Source organism: Sphingomonas sp. PP-CE-1G-424, assembly GCF_004341085.1.
In the GTDB taxonomy this organism is placed as follows: domain Bacteria; phylum Pseudomonadota; class Alphaproteobacteria; order Sphingomonadales; family Sphingomonadaceae; genus Sphingomonas.
The window spans coordinates 20,438-40,290 of the sequence record NZ_SLXW01000007.1; the positions used below are offsets into that span (position 1 = coordinate 20,438).

The following is a 19,853-nucleotide window of genomic DNA, read 5'->3' on the forward strand; positions in this document are numbered from 1 at the left end:
CGCAAGCGGTGGGCAAGCGCCACATAGGCCTGCTTCAAGCGAACAGGTCCGGCCGACGAAGGCGTAGCGCCTGAACGAGGATCAGTGTCTTGGCGTCGAGCAGTCGCCCGTTATCGGCGTCTTGAGCCAGTCGCGCCAGCGGGAGTTCATGCACCATGATGTTCTCGTGCTCATCGTCGCACCCGCCACCTCGGCCGGTTCGGTCCGCCATAGTATAGGGGGCAAGGAATAGATCCAGCCGTTCGGTCGAGATCGACGGCATCGTCCATAGACAGACGACATGCTCCAGCGATTCGAGTTCGACGCCCGCCTCCTCCATCGCTTCCGCACGCACGCGCGTGGCGGGATCGGCCGCGTCGAGCCGACCTGCGATCGCCTCGAGTACGGGGGCGCCCCCGCTGAGCATCACGGCTGCGCGCGGCTGGGAGATGAGCAACGCGGTCCGGCGCTCACCATCATAGGGCAGTACCGCCACACCAGGCCCATGATCCTCGACGTGACGCTCGACCAAGGCGCCATCGGGCATTGCCATGCTCACCCGGCTGACGTTGATCCATCCCTGCAACACCATGTCGACCGCAGCGACGCGCGCACCCGCGTCTTCGGCCACGGTCACGCCGTCGGTGCCCATGTATTGACGTCGACCGCCGCCTGAAGCCGGCGCAGCGATTGCCATGTCTCGGCAAAAGCGAGGTAGTCGGCCTGTTGACCGAGCTTGGCTGTCTCGCGCGCCGCGTCCGCGATCGTCGAGACCAGAGCCGACCAGTCGAATAGCGCCGCCCGCTCCAGCCCGGCGCGGCGCAGATCGTTCCGCACCGACTGCGACATCAGTTTTCCGAGTGCGGCCGCCATCTCCGACCGCGAAGCGCCGTCGATGATCACGCAGGCATTCCCCGTCACCTCGGACAGCGATCCGCGCGCGGTCGTCACGACCGGGCATCCGCAGGCCATCGCCTCGAGAACAGGCAGGCCGAAGCCCTCGTACAGCGAAGGGTAGATCAAGCCTGCTGCACCCGACAGCGCAGCCGCCAGATCATCGTCGGACAATTGAATCCGCTCGGCCTTCACGGCTGGCGGCAATGCCGCCAGTTTTTCAGGAGCGATCGTCGGCTCGCCACCGATGCACAGGATGTCGAAGGCATCGATCCCGAAGGTGGCCATCGTATCGAACAGCAAAGCCCCGTTCTTGTAGTTGAGATGCTGCTCGCGCGAACCGACCGTAACCAGATAGGGGCGTTGGTCGAAACCGACCCGCTGCCGGAATGCCGCGACCCGCTCCTCGTCGACCGGGTGGAACACCGCGTGGTTGAAACCCGGATGCGCGACGTCGACCTGATCAAGCGTCGGATAGCAGGTCAGCAAATCCTCGCGCGTGCTCCGCGAAATTGCGATGTGCCGCCTGGCATAGGCGATCGCGACGGCCTTCTCCTGCCAATGACGGTGCTTCAGGTCGAACTCGAACAGTTCGGGGATCATGTCGTAGACGACGAGGACCATCGGCGTCGACAGCGGTGTCGTGTAATAGGTCGATGTGAAGACATCGATCGCGTAGAAATCGCAGATGCGTTGGATCAGTTCGCTGTCGTCCGCGGTGTAGAGATCCTTGTAGGTGGGAAACGGGATCCGCGTCACACCCTCGAGCGTGGGCATCCCGCCGCGGTCGAGCACCAGCACGTCGAGACCATCGATCGCGGCTAGCGCAGGCAGCACCGCTTGCCAGACGCGGGCGATGCCCGAACTCGCCAACTGGAAGAACACGCCGTCGACAAGAAGCTTCATGCCACCGCTCCTTCGCGCCGCGTGCCCAGCGCTAGCAGCGCGGACTGGACGATGTCGTACCGACGCCCTTTCCGCAGCGGCGCCGCGTCGATCTCATCGACTCTGGCGAGAAACTCGTCGTCGGAGATCACCAGCATGGGCGAGACGATCTTGCGATAGAGTTCGCGCGAAACCGCATAGGCTTCGATCGCACCGCGCGTGTCCGGGCGCGTGGACATGCCGTCGGGATTGACGAAATAGGCGGCATGGGCCTCGTTCACCTTGTAGAAGATCTTTCCGGCCACCAGACAGCGCAACCAGAACTCGAAGTCGGCCGCAGACTGCAGCGACTGGTTGAACAGGCCGACGTCGCGGTGCAGCGCAGCGCGCCACATCGGCGCGTTGTGGGGACTGTTGAACTCCATCAGATTGTACCGGCTGACGACCGGCAGGTCGCTGCAGAAGTCGCGTTTCGCAATCTCGTCGAACGGCATCCGAGGTTCGAAGGAATAGAGAACATCCTGGTAGGTGACGTCGACGAAATCGAGCGAATCGAGAACGGCGGCCTGTATTTCGAACGAGTCGGTGCGGCGGATATCGTCGACATTGGCATTGGTAAGGTACCGCCCCCGCGCCAGTCCGACGCCGATATTCCAGGCTTCGTAGATACTGACGCGCGCATCCATCCGTTTGTAGATGATGTTGGGGTAGTCCCGACAGAATTCCTCGATGATCGCCTGCTCGCCCTCGGGAGAATTGGCATCGATGATGATCAGTTCGCAATGCGTCCTGAAGATCGTCTGGGAGGTCATGTTTTCGAGGAAGGAACGGATGAACGCACCGCCGCGATAAAGGCTCGTGATGATGCTGACGACGCAGTCCTCGGTCGGGCGAAGGCGGATGGCGCTGTCGGCACCAAGGACGTCGTGGTTCTTCTTGATCCCCGGGAGCGCCTTGCTGGTCCGCCAGTCCGCGATGTTCACCGCCCCGCGCGACCCGAATACATAGGCGAGATGAGGATCGTTGGCGTGCTGCGGCGGTAGCAGGCGTTTGCGCGCTTCGTCGCCGAAGAGTTGCCAGACCAGCGGCGAGATATCCAATCCCTGCTTGTCGACCATGCCGCGGAAATGATCCACCTCGGCAGCCGCGGCACCACGCCCCAACACGATTTCGAACGCAAGCTGGACCTTTGTCCCCGGCACCACGTCGAGCGCGCCGCGGATCAGCTTGGCCTCGGCGCTCTCGCCGATGCCGAAAACCACGTTCGACAGACGCCCGCCGTTGCCGACCGCACCTCGCCAATTTTCCAGGTCCGCCGGGCCGGGCATACGCCCCAGCGCAAGCCGGTACATGATCTCGATCGTGCGATCGATCGAGGCCTCGTCCTCGACCGAGTCCTCAGCAGGTTGGAGAGGCTGCAAGGCGTCGCGAAGCACCACCGCGAGCGCGGTCCCGCGTTCGACATCGTCGACACGCAACTCCACCTCATAGGCCGAAGGGGCATCGTGTCTGGCCGCTTCGAGCGCATGCGCGACCACCTCGGCAACGTCGGTTCGACCGATCGCCAGCATTCCCTCTGGGAGGCTCGGCCGGGGCGGCTCGGCTGCCTGGGCCCGGACGGCCAGCGCCTCCGGGCTATAGACGATGCCCGATACGGCCGCCATCGCGCCATCGTTCCACAGATTGCCGCTATGCACCGCCACTTCGTCGTCGCTCGGTTCCCGAGCGAGAAACGCACGATATAATTGCCGTACCAGATCGGCCGCCTGGTCTGCAGGTACGGCATGCTCGATTATCATCAACATTCTCGTAATCGAAGGGCTCGTAATCGAAGGCGGCTCGTAATCGAAGGGACCGCTACACGACCGCGACGCCGTGGCTTACTCGGCCGGGGACGCCTCCAGGAACGCGGCAACGGTCGAGCGAATGCCGTCGACCAGCTCGATCCTGGGCGCCCAGCCGAGCGCGCGCAGGCGGCTCGAATCCATCACTTTCCGAGGGGTGCCGTCGGGCTTGCTCGTGTCGAACGCAAGCTCGCCCTCGTAGCCGACCACCGACGCGATCGTCTCCGCCAGCTCGCGGATCGTGACTTCCGACCCGCTGCCGCAATTGATGTGCTCATAGTCGGTATAGTTGTCGTGACAGAAGACTACGCCCGCGGCCAGATCGTCGACATGCAGAAACTCGCGCATCGGCTTGCCCGAACCCCAGACCTGAACGGTCGGGTTTCCCTGTCGCTTGGCATCGACGATCTTGCGGATCAGCGCGGGCATGACATGGCTGCTGCGGAGATCGAAATTGTCGCCCGGGCCGTACAGATTGCACGGCATCACCGAAATGTAGTTGCGGCCATATTGCCGCATATAGGCCTGGCACATCTTCAACCCGGCGATCTTGGCGATCGCGTACCATTCATTGGTCGGTTCCAGGCTGCCGGTCAGGAGACTATCCTCCTTGATCGGCTGTTCGGCGAATTTCGGATAGATGCACGACGATCCGAGGAAGACCAGATTGTTGACCGCCGCAAGATGCGCGGCGTTGATCGTGTTCACCTGGATGCACAGATTGTCGTACAAAAAGTCCGCAGGCAGCGTGTCGTTGGCCATGATCCCGCCGACCTTGGCCGCACAGAAGATGATCGAAGAAGGCTGGTTCTGCTGAACCCAGTCGCGCACGTCGCGCTGATTGGTAAGATCGAGATCGGCACGGTCGACAGTGAGCACACGCCGCCCCTGTGCTCTGAGCGCCCGCGTAACGGCACTGCCTACCATGCCGTTATGGCCAGCGACCCAGACAAGCTCGTGCATTCAATACTCCATCGGAAAGCGGCGGTGCTACCATAGCCGTTTGTGCCGTCCAAGCCGGACACCCCATAGGGGTCTACGTTTCTTGTTCAACCTGCAGCGGTGCACTCTTCGATCGGCGACCGCGCCGGGATCGGTGCGGGATCATCGGCATATCCATCTCCGCGCGCCCGATCTGGAATGCCAAGCGTGGGATGCCAAGCCGGGGATCCCGAACCCCGGATCCCCGGTACCGCGTTATCCGGTCCGCCCGACAAGGATACCAGGCAGATCGTTGCCACTGCGATCGGCCAGATCGAAAATCATCCCGATCTCGGCGCCAGCCGGCCCGTATAGTCGCCCCTGAAAGGCCCCTGCATAGGCACCATCCGCCGTCACCGCAGTACCGGCGAGACGGCCGGTCTGCGGATCGACAGTCCCCTGGAACACGACGTTGATTGTCGAACTCCCCCCGGTCAGCGTGATGGCGACGGTACCGGTGATACGCCGGGTTGCCGCATCGACGACCAGCGCCTGCCCGGCAGCCGACGTGCCGATCTGCGCTACGGTCAATCGATACGTGCTCGTCCCGGTGGTGGGCAACTCGCTGATGGAGGTCGGTGCGCCGATCAGCGCGAAGTTGGCCAGGCCCAATGGCTTCACCTGCTCGTCGTCGCGCACATAGCCGACATACGTCGTATCCGCGGACCCGCGATACACGGTGAGTGTCGCGGGGGAAGTACCGACCAGATAGCTGTAGACCAGGCTGTCGGCCGTCTGCGCGAGCGTAGCCCCCGTCATGCCCGGTACGATGGTCGTGCCGAACGCCGTGATCGCACGCGTCGCGGCGGTGTACGCGATCGTCCCGGAATCGAAAATACCATAGGTGAGCCGCGCGGGAATGGTCTGCGTCGTGCTCGCCGTGACCAGTCCTGCAAAACTGCGATCACGCGTGAAGTCGAATACGGGCTGATATGTAGACGGCGTAGGAGTTGGGGCCGGAGTAGGGGTTGGGGCCGGAGTAGGCGTAGGCGTTGGGACCGGTGTCGGAGTTGGCAAAGGGGAGGGCGTTGCTGTCGAGGAATCGCCACCACACCCCGCCAAAAGCAGAAGACACGCCATCGGCAGCGGTAGATGCCGCTGGGTCGTCACGACCATTTTCATCCATCCGTTTCGCAAAGACATATCCCCAAGACCGACTTCGGCAGACCAGTCCTGCCCACTCGCCAATTCCATCCTTTCCACATCGCGTCGCCTGATGCCACGCCGTCTGGCGGTATTGGCATCATATCCGTTCGGTTCAGCGCACCAGCAGCAGCATGACGTCTTCGGTCGGGGGCGCCGCGAGGATCGCCGCGCGGGTGGTCGGCTGGATACCGGCCTCCAGCGTGATTTCCGCCAGCGTGAAACCGTCCGCGACGATCTGGTCGATGAATGCCCCTGGATCGTCGTACCGCATCCGCGCGAATTCGAGGACGATCGTCAGCGGCCGCGCCGCCTGCAGGATCCCCGCCATCCCGCGCCAGATCGCCAGTTCGGACGTATCGGCGTCGATCTTGATAAGATCGGCGTCGCGCAGCGCGGCAAAGCTGTCCAGCCGACAGGTCCGCATCAGGCGGGTCTCGGTCGCCTGATCGTCCGAGACCGGATGATCCGCGGGCAGCAGATGGCCGTTCTTGGGTTCGTCGGTCGGCACCACCAGCACGACGTCGGTTTCGTCATCGGCCAACGCCTGCTCGTACACCGTGGCGACATCGTGGAAGCCGTTGATGGCGATGCTCTGCGTCATCCGTCGCGCCAGATCGGTGTTCGGCTCGAACGCATGGACATGGCCGGTCGGCCCCACCAGATCTGCCATCAGCAAGGTGAAATAGCCGAGGTTGGCGCCGACATCGACGACCTTCATGCCCGGCTTGATCAGCGTCGCGAGCAGTTCGGTGAGCCACATCTCCCAATAGCCGTCGAGCAACAGATGGCTCGACAGGCCGACGTCGGTCGTGTCGACGATCATCTTGTACCGACCCAGCACCCGGCACAGCGAGCGGTTGTCGCCAAGATAGGCGTTGGCGCAGAGCTGACGGATCACCGCCTCGTTACGCTGCCGCGACTGGCTTTGCAGATGATCGAGATGGAACAGACGGATGCCCGCCTCGGCGGTCGATCGACGATGAAGGCGAGACACGATACTCGACAGAACGGAAGACTGATTCATGTGGGTCGCCATATGGCAGGTCGGACCATAAGGCGACCATTACCCGGTAAAATGGTACCGTCACGCGGCCCGATGCAGCAAAAATATCGGAGCGGTTTTCGAAATGGGAACGCCCGTTCCCGCATCTGGCGTGCAGTAGCTTGTGCCCCTCTCGCGTCCAAAAGGCCGAACGCCACCTGCTACAGGGCAGGACCTATTTCGATCGGCGTGGCATTCACGGTGAGGATAGGGCAACCACGTTGCGATCTTTCCGTATCTGCCACGCCCTGTCGCTGCCACACTCTGTCGCTGCGACGCCTGATCGCAAGGTGTCGAACGCCTGCGACCGAAGCGATAACGACGGAAGTGCCCTTTCCCTACCGCAATTTGCTGATATTGCGCGCCCATGGACAGTATCCCGAACGTGCAACTCTGTTGGGCAGGCTAGACTTGGCTGACACGCTTTCCGTCTGTGGTGCGTGGGCCGCGCGTGGTTTGCGGGGCGCATTGCATCGCTACCCCAAGACGCGTTGCGCGAGGGCGCGGTGCGTCTCGGCATCATATGCGCCGCGCACGTCGCCCTTCCCCCAGCTGGATATCCGGGCATGACGATGATTTCGGACACCTCTGGCTCGACCGGAGATCGCGGCTTCTGGCGCGGGTTGAAGGTTCAGGGGGATGTGATCGGCGCGCTGCTGATGCGCGAACTCCATACCCGCTACGGTCGCGAGAATATCGGGTATCTGTGGATTTTCCTCGAGCCGATGACGTTGGCGGGCGCGGTCGCCTTGCTGCATGTCGGTGGGGGATCGTCGCACGGGACAGGCATCAACCCGATCCCCTTTGCCATTCTCGGCTATACGCTTTTCATCATGTTTCGCGGCATGGTCACGCGCGCCGACGGTGCGCTGGAAGCGAACATGCCGCTGCTGTATCATCGTCGCGTCACGATCTTCGACATGATGTTCGCGCGCGCGTTGCTGGAAGGAGCGGGCACGATCGTCACGTACGTCGTATTGATCGGCTTCGTCATGATCATAAACCTTGCATCGCTGCCGGCACGCCCGCTGGAACTGCTGATCGGGATCATCCTGATATTCTGGTTCTCGTTTGCGGTCTCCTTGCTGATCTGCGCCTGGACGCACGACAATCGGCTGGTCGCACGATTCGTCCACCCCATTACATACATCCTGATGCCGCTATCCGGCGCCTTCTACCAATTGGCGTGGATCCCCGAGCCGTATCGGACGTGGCTGACATGGTTCCCGCTGACCACGGTCTTCGAGTTGCTTCGCTATGGCCAATTCAGTGCCGCGAAAGACACGTACGTCGATATTCCTTATATCGTCGGATTTTGCCTCGTGCTGACATATGCTGGATTGGTGTCGATCCGGGTGACGCGGCGTCGCATTCATCTTCACTAAGGTAACTAGACTTGGATAACGCCTCTTCAATGGACCAACCACGGCGCGGCGGTGCGCTGCTTGGCTGGTTGCGCGCACATCGCAACTGGTGCCTGATCGTTCTCGTTCCCACGTTGCTGATCGCCGCCTATTATTATCTGGTCGCTGCCGATCAGTACGTGTCCGAAGCGCATTTCGTCGTGCGTACATCTGATACCCAACCCGCCGCGCCCAGCGGGCTGGGCCAGGCATTGAGCCTGGTGGGAGGGGCTTCGTCCGAGCGGGATGCCTTGCTGGTTGCCGACTATCTGAAGTCGCACGATGCGGTCGATGCCTTGCAGTCGCGGATCGGTCTGACCGAACGTTTCCGTCGCCCCGAGGCCGATATCGTTTCGCGCCTGTGGTACGCGGATCCTACTCCCGAACAGCTCCAGAAATATTTCGAGGGCAAGGCCGAGGTCGAGGTTAGCACCGAGACGGGGATTACGACGCTGAAGGTGCGCAGCTTTCGACCCGAGGATTCCTACCGGATCGTCCGCGAACTGATCCAACTGGGCGAGAAGCGTGTAAACACGCTCAATCGCCGCAACTATGCCAATGCTGTCGCCATGTCGCAGCGCCAGGTGAGTGAAGCCGAGACCAACCTCGCCCAGGTCCAGGGTCAAATCACACGCTTTCGGCGTGACGAGCGCGATTTCAACCCGCAGGTGACGGGTGCCACGCGGACCAGCATGGTATCCGAGCTTCAAGGCCAGCTTGCGGTTGCCCGAGCCCAGGAATCGTCGATGGCCGCGGTTCTCTCCCCCAACAGCCCGCAATTGGTCGCTACCCGCCAGCGCGTTGCGGCGCTCTCCCGCCAGGTCGGCGCGGAGACCGCCAAATTGTCGCAAGGGCCAGGCAACGTCGCAGCCGGCATGGGTGCGTACGAAAATATAAAGATCCGTCAGGAACTGGCGGGCAAGCGGTTCGAGCTCGCATCCGCGGCGTTGCAGCGTGCGCAGGACGACGCCCGTCGGCAACAGCTGTATGTCGTGCCCGTGGTCGATGCCAATCTACCGGTCCGCGCGCTGTATCCGCAGCGTACCAAGATCGTCCTGACCGCGTTTCTCGCGCTCCTGCTGATCTACGGGATCGGCTGGTTGATCACCGCGGGTGTCCGCGAACACGCGGCGTAACCCGAATGGGTCCGGTCGGCGCGATGATTTGCGCCGACCGGATGATCATGTCGATCGGGCGGTAGAACCGTGACGGCCCCCTTGGTGTCGGAACTTGAAAAGCTTGACGCTAGGGCTGTCGGTGGCCGTCTCGCCGATGACCGATTGCAAGGCCCCCGCGTGGCAGGGCGACACCGTTCAAATTCGGCGCAATTCGGCACGCCCCATACGGAGCGGAAGGCCGCGCCGCGTGGCCAGCATACGCGGCGCGATCGTTTCGAGCGGCCAGATCTGATCCTGTGCACCACTATGAGCGCGTGTCGGGCTGCGCGCGCGATCACTCGCCCGTCTGCGGTTTCTCGCGCCAGAACGCCTTGTACGCAATGTCAGATTGCGACGGGTCCGCGGGCCTGCGCCTGTCCTGTAGAGCCATGATCGGTGCGCCGCAGCGCACCGATCATGGTATCAACCATGGTATCAACGCGTCGCGTTCTGGACGGCGATGACCGGCGAGAAGAGCTGGCCCAGTGCCTGGACCAGCTTCAGCGGCTGGTTGGCGGAAGCGTTGGCGATATACACCACGTCCTTGTCGCGCATCGCAAATTGCTGCGCCAGGAAGTAGTTCTGGGCGCGCAGCATATCGATCCGGTAGATGATCGGCCTGACCGTCGCGGGTGCTGCGCCCGGCTGCTTCGCCTCAAGCGCTGCCGCCCCGGCCGGGAGGCGGAAGACGAACACCGAGCGGGGATCGGCGCGACCGTCGTTCGGTCCGCCGGCACGCGCCAACGCCTCTGCCAGCGTCAGCGTCCGGCTTTCGAAGGGAACCTGCGATATCCGGTCGATTGCCCCGAAGACGGTGAAGGTACGCGGCTGCCGGATCAGCTCGATCCGGTCCCCGCCGAGCAGCACAAGATCGTCCGGCGACCCCGACACGATGGAATCAAGCGGTTGTTCCACGGTGCGACCGTTGCGCGTAAAACGTACGATCGAATCCTGCGTGCCGGTACCGGTCGCGGTCGACGAACCGGATTGCGCCGCACGCGAAATGCCCCCCGTATCCGCGATCACATCCAGCAACCGCTCGCGCGCCAGCGTCAACGGTACCCGACGCGGGGTGGTGACAGCGCCCATCACGACCACGGTGTTCGCGACGTTGCTGCGCAGCGAGACAATCACCTGCGGGCTTTGCGACTTGCCGCGCAGGCCGGCGAGGATCCGTTGCTGGACCTGCGCGAGCGTCAGCCCGGTGACCTGGATCGTCCCGACATAGGGTATCGTGATATTGCCGTTGCGATCGACGGTGAGGCCGCCTTGACCGAGCGCCTGCCCACTCGCCGACGGCGCATCGCCGCCTGCCATGCCACCGCCCCCGGCGATGCTCGCCCGGCCACCGAACAGCGAAACACCGACCTCGTAGATTTCGACCGACAAGACGTCGCCCGGCCCCAACGTGTCGACGAAGCCATCGGCCGCCAGCGTGGCCAGCGCACCGCTCGGCACGTCCACCGTCGACAACGCCGCGATATTGCCGGGCGCGATGTCGACGAGTTGATAGCCGATATCGTTCGCCTTGGTCGCGTCATGCGTGATCTGGCTGCCGGTCGGCCCGTTGCGTGGCAGCGTCGCACAGGCACTCATGGCCGTCATCACCAGCAAGGCAAGGCCGGGTCGAACGACCCGCGCCGAGTGCATAACACGCATTATCTTCACTCCAGTGTCACCAATCGCAGCTGCGGGATATAGTCGAATGGGTCACGTTCGATCCGGGAGCCTGCGCCTTGCCACGCGCCTAGCGTGTCGCGACCACTTGGTAAAGTTGGCGAATGCGTTCGGCAAAGACGCGCCCCGAGAAGGTCGCCGCCTGGATGGGCCCGTCTTGCGAAAGCCGGTCCCGCAATGCGCCATCGGTATCGAGCCGACGTATCGCATCGACCATCCCGTCGACGTCGTACGGATCCACCGCGAGCGCCGCATTTCCGGTCACTTCGGGCAACGCGCCGGTGGTGCTCGACAACAGCGGAACGCCCGCCGCCAGCGTCTCCAGCGCCGGCAGCCCGAAGCCTTCGTACAGCGCGGGGAACAGGCTTGCCTTGGCACCGTGCAGCAGATCGGTCAGCAACGCGCGCGGGACGTAATCGATACGGCGGATCCGCTCGACCCCGGGCAATTGGCGACCGTGCGCGCTACCCAGCAGCTTCAGCTCGCGCTCGGCGTGCCAGGCTTCGGCCCCGACGATGACCAGCGGGGTTTCCAGATCGGCCTCGAGATACGCCTGGATCACGCGCCCGAGGTTCTTCTTGGGCTCGATCGCGCCGAAGAACAGGAAATAGCCCTTCATCTCCAGGTCGAACAGCCGACGCAACCGCCCGGCCAACCCGGCCGGATCGCGCAGCGGCGGGATGTCGCTCGACTGATAGCAGTTGGTGACCCGGTCGGGATCGGCGCCGAGTAGCTCGATGATATCGTCACGCGACTTCTCCGACACCGTGACGATGTGATCGCCGCGGGCGACGCAGGCGCGCGCGAGGCGGTCGTAATAGCGCTTGTCCTCGAGACTGGCGCGCGGCAGCCGCAGTGGCACGAGGTCGTGCAGCGTGTAGATGTTGCGCGCGCCGGCGATGCGCAGCGGCAGCGGATAGGTCCAGTGCATGATCGTCGGCGGATTGGGCATCCGCAACGTCATGAAGGTACCGTAGCGGCGGAAATGTCGCGCGCAGACGTCGTAGATTTCGCTCAGGTTGAACAGCCGGTCGAACCGCGGCAACCGGTCTCCCGCATCCGCCATGATCGCGCGGCCGGTCACCGGGATCTCGATCAGGTCGTGCGCCAGCGGATGGACGCGCCAGCGCCGCACGCGTTTGCGCCAGGTCAGGCGGTTGGGGACATCGGCGCCCAACTGCCCGAAGAACAACGATTCCCGGAGATCGATATCGGCCTTGCGCGGGATGTTGACGCCGAACACGAGATCGACCGGATAGCCGAGCTGGTCGATCGCCGCGGCCAAGTTGCGGCCATAGGTGGCAACACCGGTGCCCTGCGGCAAAGCGAGATTATAGCCATCCAGTCCGATCCGGATGGGCGATGAAGCATGGTCGGTCATGCCATCCCGTACAGGGATAGCAGGCGCCGTGCATAGGGGCCGAACGCAAAGTGTTGCGCGCGCTGCCGGCCAAGCCGCGCCAGACGGTCGCGCAACGCGGCATCGCCGTCGATCGCGATCAGCCCGGTACGCAGCGCGGCCAGGTCGAGCGGATCGACCAGCAACGCGGCGCCGTCCGCGACTTCGGCCAGCGCCGCGACGTCGCCCGCCAGCACCGGCGTTCCCAACGCCATCGCCTCCGCCACCGGCAGCCCGAAGCCTTCGGCGAGCGACACGAAGACCAGCGCGCGTGCGCCCGCGATCAGCTGCAGCACGCGGCCGCGCGGCTGGAGCCCGAGCCGGACCGCGCCGGGGGTCGCCGCGATATGCGCGTCGATCCCCGCCGCATCGAGACCATCGGGTCCCGAGATCACCAACGGCGTCGTGATCCCGCTGGCGCGGTAGGCGTCGAGCAACCGGTGCAGATTCTTGCGCGCTTCGACCGCGCCGACATAGAGCAGATACTCGCCCTGGCGGAGGTCGCCGGGCAGCGGCCCCGTATCGGCGCCGGCGACATCGATCGCCTGGTGACAGCCCGTCACGGTCTCCGCGGGCCAGCCCATCCGGGCGACGATCTGGACGCGCGCCGCCTCCGAAACGGTCGCGAACTCGGCCCCAGAAGCCCGAAGCGCATCGAGCAGGCGACGCAGGCGCGGGCCGTTGACGGGACTGGGGATCGTCGGATCGAGCGGCAGCACGTCATGGACGGTGTAGAGGTTGCGCCAGCCCGTGACCCGCAAGGGCAGGGGATAGGTCCAGTGCATGATCCCGGGGGGGCCCGGCAGAGCGATCGGCATCGGCCGCTTGTGGATGTCGAAGAATACCTGCGCCTCGCGAAAGACGTCGCGGACCAGAAACCCTCCCGCAGTCACGGTCGCATGGCGGCGCCACGGACGCGCGGCTGCCAGCAGCTTGCCGATCCGCGAGCGGCGCAGGACTGGGCCGCCATCCTCGAGAATAGCGGGGTGGATTTCCACGTCCTGCAGGGCCGCGATGAGAGTCCGCGCGAATTGCCCGACGCCGGTACCGGCACCGCCATCGGACACCATTCGCCCATCGATGCAGAGCGACACTCCAGACGGAGGCGTCGCCGATGCTTCTTTCAAACGTGTACCGGCAGATATCAGGCTGACAAATCCTGAAGCGTCATGGTCTCGATCAGTTCTTGGCGTGCAAGCGTATTTTCAGCGCGCGCATACCCGATGGACCGCAGCCCGATCGCGTAATCGCGCTTTTCGCCCGGCAGCTGGGTATAGATACCGACGACGTTGAAACGCAGATGAAGGCTGCCATCTTCGCCGACCACCGCCGGCATACGGATTGTTCCTCCCGCGAGCCTGAGGTCCTGCAATCCAATCGACGCCGTTTCCGCATCCGACACCACGTCGGATATCTTCAAACGACACTCAAACGCGCCAGGCGCGATGGAAACCTTCACATACGCCAGTATCGCCGTACCGGCCGCCATATCGGTCGCTATCGTCATCTCCGGACTGGCGCCTCGGAACCAGATTCCATGGTCTTCGGCAGCATAGAAAAATGCCGATTCCACCAAAAGACGATTCAGGCGTCGAAAATAGCGATGCGCATCGACCCGGTCACCTGGATAGACCTGGAACGAGAAGCTCTCGCCTTCCTTCAGCGTTGCCGTAAACGGCGTGATCGGCGCATCCTGATAGAGCTTTATCTTTTCGAGGAAATCGGCGCCGACATCGTTCCACGTCCGGGCAACGAAACGATCACGGATCGCCTCGACCCGACCGCGGAGATAGGCCCGATCGGTGATCATCCGCCGAAAGACCTCGACCCCCTGGGTCAGGTTGAAAGGATCGACATAGTCGACCAGGTCGCCACCAACCTCGGGAATGGACGACGTATCGGAGGCGATGCACGGGCGTCCGTGGAACAGGCTTTCACCGACCGGCAAGCCCCAGCCTTCGACGAAGCTCGTGAACACCGAGAATTCACATCCGGCATACACCGCGTTCAGCTCGCCATCGGACAGGTTGTGCGCGATGTGCAGTCGTCCGCCGAGATTTTCGGTCGCGATCAAGACATCGGTAAGGGCGCCGATCTTCCAGCCATGCCGACCGACGAAAACGAGATCGGGCACATCGACGCCTTCGGCGATCAGACGTCGCCAGGCGTTGATGACATACAAGTGGTTTTTGCGGCCCTCGATCGTCGAGACATAGGCGACGTAGCGCTTCCCCTTCACACGCCGAAGCTGCTCGGGCCATGCGACGGAATGACCGGCTTCGCGCGTCAGGTGATGCGCCAGCGGAACGGTCGTCATCGGGATCGGCCGCCCCCCGTTTTCCGCAATGAAGTCGGTCAGCGCGATGCGCGTCGCGTCGGAGATCGTCAAAACGAAATCGGCGGTGCCGCAGAGCTCGCAGATCGCCATCGTAAAGTCGGTTACCAGGGCATCGTCGCAGAATTCCGGATGCGTCACCGGGATGATGTCATAGACATAGGCACCGATCCGCACGCCATCGCGCTTCGAGCGCACAAAATGCTGAATGCTGTTCCCCAGACCCCAGAAAGCACCCAGCAGGATAATCGTACTCCCCTGGAGCGGCCGTACGCGTTCGGATGCGTCTTCGCACGCCATCAGCATCGCCCGCAGCGTTTCGTGGTCGACCTGCTTGCCCGAAGCATAGTCGATGACGCGCATCATCTTAGCGTTGTCGACCATCCAAAACTCGCCAGCGGGAAGTGCCGGCGTGTCAGGCCCCACATTGCTCAGGATGAACCGAACATCGATGGCGGCATCCCGGATCGCGTGCATGGCGATCCCCGCCTGCACACGCTGGATACCGGACATCGTCACATGGGCCTTGAGGTACCCAAAGAGATCCTGGATCGCGAAGAAGGTCGTGCCCTCCCCCAAACCCAAGGCTTCAGTTGCTCTGGTATCGCGGCGTAGCATGCGGATCTGCTGCATGCTTTCGGTGTTGGGTGCGATGTCGTTTACCCTCTCATATGCTGCAAGCGCGTCTTCGCCGCGACCAAGCCGGCGCAGGACATCGGCAAGGTGTATGTTGGCATCAGCGTCCCGGCTGTCGAGATCGACGGCGGTCTGATAGGCGTCGGCTGCCTCCGCGAGCAGCCCCTGCTCCTTGCGTGCATGCCCCAACTGAACCCAGATCGGCTGATCGGTGCGGTGGACCGCGAGGTGTCGCACATAGGCGCTGGATGCGCCCGCCCAATCGCCTGCGTTACGGCATTGATTACCCTTGCGGCGATCGCTAGCCCGGCTTCTTTTTCCAAGTATTTTCGAAAGCATGTTTTGCTCCTACAGCTCCCGAGCCGTCGAATTCCCGTGTATCGGCGCTCCCTGCACCAGCCCGGATCGGCCCGCAAGCAAATGACCTCATATACTTACCGATCTGTCGGCGCGATTATCCTGCTACTGGCAGCAGCGCTGGCGGCGCTATCCGGGTTCGGCGGGGCGGATCGGACAGTCGCGCGCGCCGCACCTGCGCCCTGTGCCGCGGTAGCGCGCTTGACTGGTAGCGGACGAGATGCGGGCCCTGCCCTTCAGGACTGCCTGGACGCGACACCGGCGAACGGGACGATCGCGCTTCCATCCGGTCGGTACGAGATCGCGACGCCTGTTCGCCTGCGGCATCCAGTGACACTGACGACCCGCGGCGTTTCACCGATGGCGCCCCCATGCTCTGCCGACGAGCGGCGCTGCGCCGTGCTGCATCTCGCGATCAAGACGTCCGCAATCACCGGCGCGATCATGCCCATCGAGATAGCCAGCAACGCAGTCCGGCTCGATCATCTGGTATTCCAGGGAACACGGCTGAGCGATCCTGCCCTGTCGGCAAAACGTTGCGCATCGGACAAGGAACGGGCGATGGCGGGCGGACTGCTCGTCAACGGCAATACGGTGACGATCACCCGCTCGGTCTTTCGCGATATGGCCTGCTATACCGCGCTCGAATACGGCACCGGTGTCGAGGGGGTCATCAAGGACAACGCGTTCACCGGAAACGGTACGCATGACGCCCTGCTGCGCTGGGCGGACGGACTGACGATCCATACCGCGCAACGCTTCCAGGTGTCGGGCAACCGATTTCGCGACAATACCGACGTCCAACTGATCTTCGGCAGTTGCGTCGGCTGCACGATAACGGGCAACCACTTCGATCATAGTGGCAGCGCAGAGGGCGGCGCGTTTGCCGAGATCATGCTGCAGGCTTGGCCGAAAGCCACCAGCGGCGATTTCACCGGTACGCAGGTCACCCGGAACACGATCAATTGCGGTGCGCAGCGGCGTTGCGGCTTCGGCATCATGATCGGGTCCGCGCCTTGGTACGAGGCGTCGACCTTCGGGGGTGAGGTCACCGACAACCGGGTTCGCGGGGCAATGCTTGCGCTCAACGTCGACTATCTGACGGGGCCGATGGTGATCGCGCGCAACGATCTCGAGACGGTGTCCGGCACCTATCCGAGCATGTGCGGCCCGCAACGGATTTCCGGCGCCTCGGCGAATTTTTCACCGCGCTCCCGGACGGTGTTGCCCCCGATCGCTACGGATACGACCACCACCGCCAAGCACTATTGCATTCTGAATTACGCCATCCGCTAGTCTAGAGGGATCGCATCTCGGCCTCCACGGCACGATTCAGAAGATCGACCGTCTTTTCATTGGACGTAAGGTCGCGAACAGTCGTCCGGGCATTGTCGCTAAGCTGTCTGTATTCGTCCAGCGTGAGCGCCTCCAGCGCGGCTATGGCCTGCTCGATGGTATCCGTGACGATGGAATTTTCGGGACGCAGGAAATATTCGCCGAGCGTTTTGTCGCGCATGAACTCATGCGTGCTCACAACCGGAGTTCCGAGCATCATCGACTCAAGGCAGGACAGACCATAGGCCTCTTCGTCCTTGAAATGTGCCGTGAAGAACGATGTCGCCATCCGCGCATTGCATTGCTCGTGCGTAAGCAGGCCATCGGTCGCCTGATGGCCGAACATATAGCAGTTCCCCTGCCACTGCGCGCGAAACGCTTCGAAGGCAGGCAGTCCGCGCTTCCAGAACGTCGGCATGCTGATGAACGACGCGATCGTCCGGTCTTCGAACGACCGAACGATATCCTTGGCGGGAACGTCGGCAATCACGGGTCGCGGAAAATACAACAGCCTGTGCTGTATCGGATCCGGATAACTGCGCCAAAGCCCGACATCCGGGCATATCAGGATATTCGAGATATTGGGCTCGTACACATGGTTTTGCTGAGCGATATTCAGAATCATCGTGTCGCCATGCTGACGCGCAATAGCCTTTAGATCGTCCTCCTGTGCCTTGCACCCGATCAGCACGAAGCCCGGCTCCGTCTTCATGTAATCCTCGAAGGATATGATCTCTCCGCCAAGACCGGTACTTTCGGCAAAATACTTAATCCGCCCCCAATCGCTATCGGGGCTGAAGACCTTGAAACCAATAGCCTTGAAATCACGAATTAATGCTTCGGTGCCCTGGGGGTGATAATTCTGGATAAGGATAGACTTATTCATGCAGATATTTCCCAGCCCGTATACCGATTGAATATGTATTTTTACTGTATGGACTGATTGTGCATGTGGATATCGATCGCTTCGTCTATCGTGTCGTAGAAACTGAGCCGGCCATCCTGCAAGACCGCACCGCGTTCGCAATACGCGCGCAACGTATTGGGGTCGTGGCTGATCATCAACAAAGTGCCAGCAGAGCGCCGATGATGGAGCGCCTCTTCGCAACGCTGTCGAAAGCGGTCGTCGCCCGCGGCAGTAACTTCGTCCACCAGATAACAATCGAAATCGATCGCCAACGAAATACCGAATGCGAGACGCGCCATCATACCGGCCGAATAGCTATAGATCGGCTGATAGAAATAGGCACCCAGCTGCGCAAAATCCTCGACGTAATCGAGCAGATGCTGGATGTCCCTGCTATAGATCCGCGCGATGAAACGCGCATTGTCGGCGCCGGTAAGGCTGGACTGGAAGCAGCTCGAATAGCCGATCGGCCAGGAGCATGATACCGAGCGTGTGATGCGGCCGGCGCTCGGTGCCTCGACGCCCGAAATGAGACGCATCAAGGTCGATTTACCGGCGCCATTGGCACCGCATATGCCGAGACTGCATCCGGTAGGAATATCGAAGCTCAAATCGCTCAGCACATCCTTGCGAAACTTCCGAATGTGATAGCTTTTGGATACGTTTTCAAACGAGATCATCAATTAAACCACAATATATCAATGTCATCGCCCTGTGCGATCACGCTCGGATCTACCGAGCAAATCAATGCTCCGTGTCACCGCGGTCGGCACCCAGTGTAAGGCTCCGAGACGCAATTCTCAAGCAGCGGCATTAATATCGCTTGCTGGACCAGACAGACGACCATACCGTTACCGAAGGTTAACTGCACGCTGATCACGCAGTATTATGATCGCGTTTTGCGATATATATCAAGTGTTTAGCCAATCAATATTTGGTTTAGCAATCAGGAGTTACAATGGTCGACAGCCCATTTTGGCATTATCAAGCCCGGTTTGACGTTCCAGGAACTATCCGACGCTATGCAGCTGGCCCGCAGGTCGCACGCGCCGACTACGTGCTCAATTATTTTGGCGTGGCGATCGATCCTAAGTTCTTTCCCGAGCATCTCGAGCCGATGAAGGGGACCATCGAAGTCGATGTTATTCCGGCCAATTGGCATGCCGATATGGCGGAGTTCGGCGCGGCATTGCGCGCCATCGATCTGGCTGGCGATGTGTTCACCGTCATCGAGCTTGGCTGCCACTGGGGCTGCTGGATCAACATAACGGGCGTGGCAGCACGTCGAGCGGGTAAGAAAGTCCGCGCGATCGGCATCGAGGGCGAGCCAAATCATGCGGCGTTCGCCCGGGAGTCAACCTTGGCAAACGGGTTTTCCCCCGAAGACGTGACGATCCATCACGGGGTCGCGGCGCCCCGTTCGGGAACTGCATTTTTCCCACCTGAGGGAAGCGGGCTCGATCCGATCATCAATGGAACGCCGGACCAGGAAACGGAGGCGGAGAATACCGGGCTCTATCACAAGCTGCCCGCGGTCGGTTTCGCCGATCTTGCGGCCGGCGTGGAGCGCGTGGATTTGTTGCATATCGACATCCAGGGCGGCGAGGCCGATTTGGTCGCCAGTTCGCTGGACTTCCTGAACGGGCATGTCGCCTACATGATGATCGGGACACATTCGCGCGAGATCGAAGGACGCCTTTGCCATGACTTGCTGTCAGCGGGATGGCAACTCGAAGTCGAGCGTCCCGCCATCATGGACCTTGCCGGCAAGCCGATGCCGCGGGTCGATGGCGTCCAGGGCTGGCGCAATCCCCGCGTCACAGGTCACGCCGGATGACGTACGCGCAGCCGATCATGGTGACACGCCGTCGGCTGC

The 19,853-nt window shown here is 62.3% G+C and carries 16 protein-coding genes; 4 read left to right on the plus strand and 12 right to left on the minus strand.

Going from position 1 to position 19,853, the window contains the following annotated elements:
• Positions 1–34: 34 nt before the first annotated feature.
• From C8J43_RS18030 to C8J43_RS18055, 6 genes are all read right to left on the minus strand, one after another.
• Positions 35–631, minus strand: coding sequence for an NUDIX hydrolase (locus C8J43_RS18030; protein WP_056056127.1), 597 nt, complete (start codon positions 629–631; stop codon positions 35–37).
• Positions 613–1,779, minus strand: a complete 1,167-nt coding sequence (locus tag C8J43_RS18035) for a glycosyltransferase family 1 protein (protein ID WP_056056129.1) — start codon at positions 1,777–1,779, stop codon at positions 613–615. The genes C8J43_RS18030 and C8J43_RS18035 overlap by 19 nt, the downstream gene beginning before the upstream one ends.
• Positions 1,776–3,563, minus strand: a complete 1,788-nt coding sequence (locus tag C8J43_RS18040; protein ID WP_056056132.1) for a glycosyltransferase — start codon at positions 3,561–3,563, stop codon at positions 1,776–1,778. Before C8J43_RS18040 ends, C8J43_RS18035 begins: the two co-directional genes overlap by 4 nt.
• Before the next feature lie 75 nt (positions 3,564–3,638).
• Positions 3,639–4,565, minus strand: coding sequence for a GDP-L-fucose synthase (locus C8J43_RS18045; RefSeq protein WP_056056134.1), 927 nt, complete (start codon positions 4,563–4,565; stop codon positions 3,639–3,641).
• Positions 4,566–4,799: 234 nt separating this feature from the next.
• Positions 4,800–5,342: a hypothetical protein gene (locus tag C8J43_RS22000; protein ID WP_056056137.1), complete on the minus strand. Its 543-nt coding sequence runs from the start codon at positions 5,340–5,342 to the stop codon at positions 4,800–4,802.
• A gap of 499 nt (positions 5,343–5,841) precedes the next feature.
• Positions 5,842–6,723 carry an FkbM family methyltransferase gene (locus C8J43_RS18055; protein WP_207893449.1) on the minus strand — a complete coding sequence of 294 codons (882 nt, stop codon included), beginning with the start codon at positions 6,721–6,723 and terminating at the stop codon, positions 5,842–5,844.
• A 614-nt stretch (positions 6,724–7,337) separates the two neighbouring features.
• On the opposite strand from C8J43_RS18055, the gene C8J43_RS18060 reads away from it, so the two are divergent.
• Complete coding sequence (locus C8J43_RS18060) at positions 7,338–8,156, plus strand: ABC transporter permease (RefSeq protein WP_231420915.1); 819 nt, start codon at positions 7,338–7,340, stop codon at positions 8,154–8,156.
• Between the two features lie 29 nt (positions 8,157–8,185).
• A complete protein-coding gene (locus C8J43_RS18065; RefSeq protein WP_056056138.1) occupies positions 8,186–9,310 on the plus strand; it encodes a lipopolysaccharide biosynthesis protein in 1,125 nt (374 codons plus the stop codon).
• 456 nt (positions 9,311–9,766) lie between these two features.
• On the opposite strand, the gene C8J43_RS18070 is transcribed toward C8J43_RS18065, so the two are convergent.
• The 4 genes from C8J43_RS18070 to C8J43_RS18085 all read right to left on the minus strand — a co-directional run bounded on the left by C8J43_RS18070 (position 9,767) and on the right by C8J43_RS18085 (position 15,717).
• Positions 9,767–10,990, minus strand: a complete 1,224-nt coding sequence (locus tag C8J43_RS18070; RefSeq protein WP_231420916.1) for a polysaccharide biosynthesis/export family protein — start codon at positions 10,988–10,990, stop codon at positions 9,767–9,769.
• A gap of 88 nt (positions 10,991–11,078) precedes the next feature.
• On the minus strand, positions 11,079–12,389 hold the full coding sequence (locus C8J43_RS18075; protein WP_056056147.1) for a glycosyltransferase family 1 protein: 1,311 nt from the start codon (positions 12,387–12,389) through the stop codon (positions 11,079–11,081).
• The gene (locus C8J43_RS18080) at positions 12,386–13,474 is read right to left on the minus strand and encodes a glycosyltransferase family 1 protein (RefSeq protein WP_165899677.1); all 1,089 of its coding nucleotides are present in this window, start codon (positions 13,472–13,474) and stop codon (positions 12,386–12,388) included. Before C8J43_RS18080 ends, C8J43_RS18075 begins: the two co-directional genes overlap by 4 nt.
• A 77-nt stretch (positions 13,475–13,551) precedes the next feature.
• Positions 13,552–15,717, minus strand: coding sequence for a glycosyltransferase (locus C8J43_RS18085; RefSeq protein WP_082471074.1), 2,166 nt, complete (start codon positions 15,715–15,717; stop codon positions 13,552–13,554).
• An 81-nt stretch (positions 15,718–15,798) separates the two neighbouring features.
• Between C8J43_RS18085 and C8J43_RS18090 the strand changes: the two genes are divergently transcribed.
• Positions 15,799–17,031, plus strand: a complete 1,233-nt coding sequence (locus C8J43_RS18090; protein ID WP_165899678.1) for a right-handed parallel beta-helix repeat-containing protein — start codon at positions 15,799–15,801, stop codon at positions 17,029–17,031.
• A 1-nt stretch (position 17,032) separates the two neighbouring features.
• On the opposite strand, the gene C8J43_RS18095 is transcribed toward C8J43_RS18090, so the two are convergent.
• Positions 17,033–17,956, minus strand: a complete 924-nt coding sequence (locus tag C8J43_RS18095) for a glycosyltransferase family 1 protein (protein ID WP_133032090.1) — start codon at positions 17,954–17,956, stop codon at positions 17,033–17,035.
• 41 nt (positions 17,957–17,997) lie between these two features.
• Positions 17,998–18,657 (minus strand): ABC transporter ATP-binding protein, encoded by a 660-nt coding sequence (locus tag C8J43_RS18100; RefSeq protein ID WP_056056158.1) that lies wholly within the window; start codon positions 18,655–18,657, stop codon positions 17,998–18,000.
• Between the two features lie 278 nt (positions 18,658–18,935).
• Here C8J43_RS18100 and C8J43_RS18105 point away from each other — a divergent pair, with 278 nt between their 5' ends.
• Positions 18,936–19,814: a hypothetical protein gene (locus C8J43_RS18105; RefSeq protein ID WP_056056160.1), complete on the plus strand. Its 879-nt coding sequence runs from the start codon at positions 18,936–18,938 to the stop codon at positions 19,812–19,814.
• The last annotated feature ends 39 nt before the right edge of the window (positions 19,815–19,853 follow it).